6 protein-coding genes are annotated in these 6,050 nt (G+C 59.9%); 1 reads left to right on the top strand and 5 read right to left on the bottom strand.

Features of this window, described 5'->3' with window-relative positions:
- Positions 1–1,467 (top strand): acyl-CoA dehydrogenase (locus JJE47_17550; GenBank protein MBK5269231.1); only part of this gene is annotated, 1,467 nt, incomplete at its 5' end.
- Here JJE47_17550 and JJE47_17545 read toward each other — a convergent pair.
- The 5 genes from JJE47_17545 to JJE47_17525 form a co-directional block, all read right to left on the bottom strand.
- Positions 1,464–3,038 carry a PASTA domain-containing protein gene (locus JJE47_17545; protein MBK5269230.1) on the bottom strand — a complete coding sequence of 525 codons (1,575 nt, stop codon included), beginning with the start codon at positions 3,036–3,038 and terminating at the stop codon, positions 1,464–1,466. The genes JJE47_17550 and JJE47_17545 overlap by 4 nt on opposite strands.
- Positions 3,039–3,071: 33 nt before the next feature.
- Entirely contained in the window at positions 3,072–4,604 is a 1,533-nt protein-coding gene (locus JJE47_17540) for a PASTA domain-containing protein (GenBank protein ID MBK5269229.1), read from the bottom strand.
- A 9-nt stretch (positions 4,605–4,613) separates the two neighbouring features.
- Positions 4,614–4,994, bottom strand: coding sequence for a hypothetical protein (locus JJE47_17535; GenBank protein ID MBK5269228.1), 381 nt, complete (start codon positions 4,992–4,994; stop codon positions 4,614–4,616).
- Between the two features lie 40 nt (positions 4,995–5,034).
- Entirely contained in the window at positions 5,035–5,436 is a 402-nt protein-coding gene (locus JJE47_17530) for a CoA-binding protein (protein MBK5269227.1), read from the bottom strand.
- A 13-nt stretch (positions 5,437–5,449) separates the two neighbouring features.
- Positions 5,450–6,050, bottom strand: a 601-nt coding sequence (locus JJE47_17525; protein MBK5269226.1) for an LLM class flavin-dependent oxidoreductase, incomplete at its 5' end; no start/stop codon positions are given.

Here is a 6,050-nt window from a genome sequence, read left to right as displayed (position 1 = left end):
GAACTGTTGTGTGGCTCCCAACCGACCGCCTACTTCTACGCCATCGGCGAATTGATGGCCCGGGTTTTGTTCGAAGAAGGCACTGAAGAGCAGCAGAAGATTGCTCACTACATGCTCGATCGAAACTGGGGCGGCACGATGGTGCTGACCGAACCCGACGCCGGTTCCGACGTAGGGGCGGGGACGACCAAAGCCGTACAAGTCGACGGCGACATGTATGCCATCGAGGGCGTAAAACGCTTCATCACATCCGGCGAATTTGATTACGCCGAGAACATCATTCACTTGGTCCTTGCCAGGCCCGAAGGAGCGGGACCCGGTACGAAGGGCCTGTCGCTCTTCATGGTCCCGAAGTTCCTCATCAACGATGACGGATCCCTCGGAGATCGCAACGGTGTTTACGCCACGAACATCGAGAAGAAAATGGGGATCAAGGGTTCGACGACTTGTGAGTTGAGCTTCGGCGCCGATACCCCGGCCTATGGTTGGTTGGTCGGTTCCAAACACGATGGTATTCGTCAGATGTTCCGGGTAATCGAGCACGCCCGGATGCTCATCGGTACCAAATCCACAGCTACATTGTCGACCGGTTATCTGAACGCCCTGGAGTACGCCAAGCAGCGAGTTCAGGGGCCCGACCTGGCGCAGGCGACCGACAAGACCGCTCCCCGGGTTGCGATCATCCGGCACCCGAACGTGCGGCGAATGCTCATGATTCAGAAGGCCTATGCGGAAGGCTTGCGAGCCCTGGTCATGTATACCGCCTGGGTTCAGGACCAGATCATGCTTCACCCGGATGATCAGTATCTCGACGCGCTTAACGACCTGCTGTTACCCATGGTCAAGGGTTATTCGTCTGAGAAGGCCTACGAACTCCTGGCGATGTCGCTTCAGGTCTTCGGCGGTTCGGGGTTCACCACGGACTACCCGATAGAGCAGTACATCCGGGACTCGAAGATCGATACCCTCTATGAGGGCACCACTGGTATTCAGGCGATGGACCTGTTCTTCCGAAAGATCGCCCGCGACCAGGGAGCAACGCTCACTCGTATCTCGGCTCAGATTGTCGAATTCGTGAAGGGCGGCGGCGACGAGGACGTGTTGTCGACAGAACGCGAGTTACTCGGCAAGGCGCTCGATGATGTTCAGGGCCAAATTGGAGTGCTGGTTGGTCACCTGATGGCATCGATGCAGGAGCCAACCGAAATCTACAAGGCCGGGTTGCACCTCGACGGGCTACTGGAGTCACTCTCTGAAGTGGTCATTGGCTGGCTGTTGTTGCGTCATGCCGAAATCGCCGCCGCCAAGCTGCCGGCGGCGACGGGAGATGACGTCGCCTTCTACGAAGGCAAGGTGGCTAGTGCCCGGTTCTTCGTTCGGCATGTTCTACCGGGGATTGCCACCCGGCGATCCGAAGCCGAGGCCGAGGACGGCGGATTGATGACTCTTCCGGACGAGGCTTTCTAGGGCTCTTCGTAGATCGGGGCGGGTTCGAAACTGTCCAGGATCGAAAAGGCCTGGTTGCGTACCTCGTCGTCGACATCGACCCCGAGTCCTATGACGATGTCGAATGGCACGCCGTTGTAGAACCGACTGCTCGCTCGCACCTCGGCGTCGACTCCTTCGAGGCACCCATTGGTGACGGAAGAGGAGACGGCTGGCACGTCGTCGGGGCCAAGGTGGGTCAACCATGTACGGCTCGGCGTGGATCGGGCAATCGTGACGGATACAAAGGCGTCGTCTACCCCGATCTGGCGAAGTTGACCAACCGGATACCCGTCGCATTGATCGTCGGTGTTGGGGACTGAGAACGTGGCAACCGACACGAGCCCTGACACCAGGTCGGACCCATCCTGGTCTGTGGGTGTCCATCCGGCGGGATAGGCGTATTGCCAGTCGTCGCTCAACGCGACGGTCCATGTCGTTGAGCGTATTGCCAAGATCTCCACCTGGTCGAGGTACGTATCGTCAACGGTCACGTCGATTTCATCAGGCATGGAGACGATGTTGACCGTCGGGGGCGCTGCGAATGGCTCTCCGGGAATCAATCGGTAACGTCGGGCCGCTCTTCCCGGCCCGAACGTCGAGCCGGCCATGCCGGGTTTTGAGTAGAAGGCCAATGGCGGAGCCAGACTCACTATCAGATTGCCGCGGATGTCGATGGGGGTGATCAAGTCGGCGATTGCTTCTGGTGTCAGGTCTGAATCTGGTGGGACGCTCACCGAGAAACGTTGGTAGCCGCCCGCCACTCGGATCTTTTGCCCGTCGACAGCCACCGTTGGTGCTTGGCGACGAGTAGAGGTTGACCAAAGCTGGCGACCAAGGGGATGAGCGGGACCAAGCGTCATAGCGGTGGCGATGTCCAGGTAGTTTTGCCGGGGTAGGCCATCAATCGCAAACATCGCTCCGTCTCCCAGCCATCCAACGACGGTTTCTACCGGCAAGGTTGGACAGAGGTCATTGAACTCGAGATCGTAGAACGTGTCCTTTACACGATCTACCGCCGCGCAACCACCGAACAAGAGATTGTCGGTCTTATAGGCTCGGCCCGAACCGGTTTCGACGACGAGAACCGGCTCGGACCGATCAAGCGAGTCGGTTTCGTAGACCAACTTTTGAATACCGACGGGGAGATCGTCCCAGCCAATGGCAGGGCCACCGGAGCTCATGACGAGAGAGACTTCGTCAGGATCGAAGATATTCGCCCCGGGTGCGGGAGTCTGGATTGAGACTCCGCCGACCGGGACCCGGGTGTCAGCAATCCATCTGGCACGGTCAAGGATGGTCGCATCGAGGCCGGCCTCGCGGAGCAGGTTCCCGGCCGCAATGAGACTGCGGCCGCTCAGGTCAGGCATAACGGCTATTGGCAGCGGGGGCGGACTGGTGATGTCGCTCGCCGATTCAACGGGTGAACCAATCGATCCGAGGAGCACCATGGCGATCACCGTCGCACACACGGATCCCACTATCGTCGAGAGACGTGCCTTGGGTCGCTCGGGTGGATCGCCATAGATGATTCGCTGGTCGGGTTGGCTCACAGACCAATTGTATGGCTTGGCTTTGTTTACCGTTTATCGCAGCCCGTCGTATGTCGGAACCGGTTCGAGGGTATCAAGGATCGCCAGCGCCTCCTGGCGGGTCTCCTCGCCGGCGTCGGGCCCGAATGCAATCACGATGTCGAGGGGCTCGCCTTCATAGAACCGGCTACTCGTCCGTACTTCGACGTCTATCCCGGCGAGACAGTTCAGATCGGGATCGAGGGCTGAGACTGGAGGCACGTCGTCCAAGTCGAAGTGGACAAGCCAGACTCCGAAGTCCGTCGATTCGCCATGTGATACCGACACGAATGCATCAGTTGGGCCGACTTGTCTGAGGGAGTCGACGGGGTAATACCCACACCGTTCGCCCGCACCACTCATGGCAAACGTGGATGCGGCGACCAATTCAGGTTCGGACAATTCGGCTGATGCCCAGCCCCCGGGCAGGGCATGCTGCCACCTCCGGTCAAAGGACGCGATAGTGGACCACCGGGTTGGCAGCAATACGGTGCTCCGGCTCGTTTCGACATAGGCGGCGCTGATCGTTACCGAGGATCCGGTCTCGCTCACGATCACATCGGCGTTGTCGAAACGCACACTGGCCGCCCCGAAGTCCGATTCTGCCCGGCCGCCCTGCGCAAATCTCATCGGAGGAGAAAGGTTCAGCACCAGACTGCCCCGAATATCGACCGGTCCGATGAGCGCAGCTAGCTCATCGTTGCTCGCCGCGTCTGGATTCCACAGGAAGTACTCGTCATACCCACCGGACACCCGAATCCCGTCTTCCTCCACAGCCACGGTTGGCGCTTGACGCACGCTCCGCACGAACGATTGAATGTCCCAGAATTGGGATTCGACCTGGAGCAGCGTCGCTGAGCTCTTGTGCTCCTGGCGGGGTAGGCCCTCGATGGCGTACATGCCGCCGTTGGGCGTCCACCCGACGATGGTTTGCGGCGGACCTGCTTGACACAAGCCGTCGAAGGAACGGTCATAGAACGTGTTTCTGGCTTGCTCGACAGCGGTACACGGCCCGAAAAGTAGGGCATCGGTTTTGTAGGCTCGACCAGAGCCGGTTTCGACGACGAGCACGGGTTCTGACCGATCCGGGGTGTATTGGGTCGCGATGAGTTCTTGCAAGTCAACGGGAACCTCATCCCAGCTGATCGTCGGCCCGCCGGCACTCATGATGAGCGAGACTTCGTTGATGTCGAAGACTTCGGTACCGGGCGGCGGGGATTGGGCTGATACCAGGCCGGCAGGAATCTCCGGGTTGGCGAGCCATTGCGCCTGGCTGACGATCGTGGAGTCAAGGCCGGCATCGCGAAGGCGATCGACGACCTCGATAAGGTCATGGTCCGTGAGGTCCGGCATGATGGCGAGGGGCCGCTGAGCTGGGGCGTTGATTCCGGGAAGTGCATCGGACGGTACATCAACCGGTGAGCCGACCGAACCGAGGAGAACTAACGCGACGATAACGGCCGCTCCGGCCGCGACCAGGGCCCCGACTTTGGTAGCGGGACTCTCGGCGTCGTCCTCAAGAACGATTCGATCGTTGTCTGAGCTCACCGCGCGATCTTAGGGGAGCAACTCGTCAAACGAACAGGAAGTCTCGATCTGGACCCTGCGCTGCAGTTCGGCACGCAGGGTGAGCTGGGTGCCCTCCTGCGACTCTATCCACGTGTTGCGTAGCCAACTGTCGATCATCAGTTTGTCCGGATAGCTGATCCCGAAATCAGCCGATACGCGGAATATTCCGGGGTCGGCGGAGACTTCGGCAATCAAACAATCAACCTCGGCGAGTTGCTCGGCCGTCAAGAAGGCTGCCAGATCGGCCCGCCCGTGATCGGGCCATCGATCGGGGACGTCGACGAGCCAGGCTAGAAGCCAACCCACTGCTCCAACCACCAGTGCGACGATCAGGATGTGGCGACCAAATTTGATCAGCCGTGCCCGCATACTGCCTCAACGTTCACCGCTGGTTGGTAGTTCCCGTCCGTTACGGGGCGGACACGGTTCTCGTGTGGACCATGATGCATGGCCCGGCCAGGTATTCGAACCCGTGGGTGTCCAGGTAGTCGACGATCGCGGTGCTTTCGCTACCCGGCTGATACCAGATCCGTTTGTAGCCCAACTCGTTGGCCTGCCTGGCGATGTCAATGCCGACGTCGGAAGGCACAACCACGTCGATGATGTCGGGCGCTTCGGGAAGATCAGCCAGCGTGGCATATGCCGGATCGCCGTCAACGGTGTCCCGTGTGAGGTTGACTGCAAACACCTGAAACCCTTTTCGCTTCAAGTCCCGGTAGATCTTCCCTCCGAATTTGAAGGGATTGTCGGTGGCGCCCACCACCGCGATTGAGGTGGTGGGGCTGTCGAGAAGTCCGTCGAAAGCGGCCATGGGGGCTGCCAGGCTACCGGTAGTCGCTCGTGAATTCGGCCAATTCATCGAGGCGTTCGGCGACTTCGGCCGGCGAGCCTTGTGGCAGTTCAAGAAGTGCCCGTGCGAAACCGGCCTCGACGAGGGGTTCGACGTATTTGGGCTCGGGACGAACCGAAAAGACACCAAGCTCGATGGTGGCTGGGTCGCGTCCGGCATCTTCGGAGGCTTGGCGGAGATAGTCGACCTGTTCGAGGATCGGGGTCCGGCTGGCGATCGGCATCCACCCGTCGCAGAACTCGATGATGTGTGCGAACGTTTTCGGGCCTCCTGACGAGCCGAGAATTACCGGTGGATGCGGCTTCGTAACTGGTTTGGGCCAGGACCAACTCGATGAGAATGTCACATGATCGCCGGCGAAGGACGCTTCGTCCTTGGTCCACAATTCTTTCATGGCAAGGACCTTTTCACGGACTACCGCCCGGCGGTCTGTGTAGCGCACACCATGGTTGGCCATCTCTTCCTTATTCCAGCCGTATCCGATGCCGAACAGCAGACGGCCGTTGGAGATCATGTCAAGAGAGGCGACCTCTTTCGCAAGCCAGATCGGGTCGCGCTGGGCGACGAGAGTGATG

It is taken from the genome of Acidimicrobiia bacterium (genome assembly GCA_016650365.1).
In the GTDB taxonomy this organism is placed as follows: domain Bacteria; phylum Actinomycetota; class Acidimicrobiia; order Spongiisociales; family JAENVV01; genus JAENVV01.
Note: the sequence above shows the minus strand (reverse complement) of the source record. Positions and strands in the feature narration are given on the sequence as shown.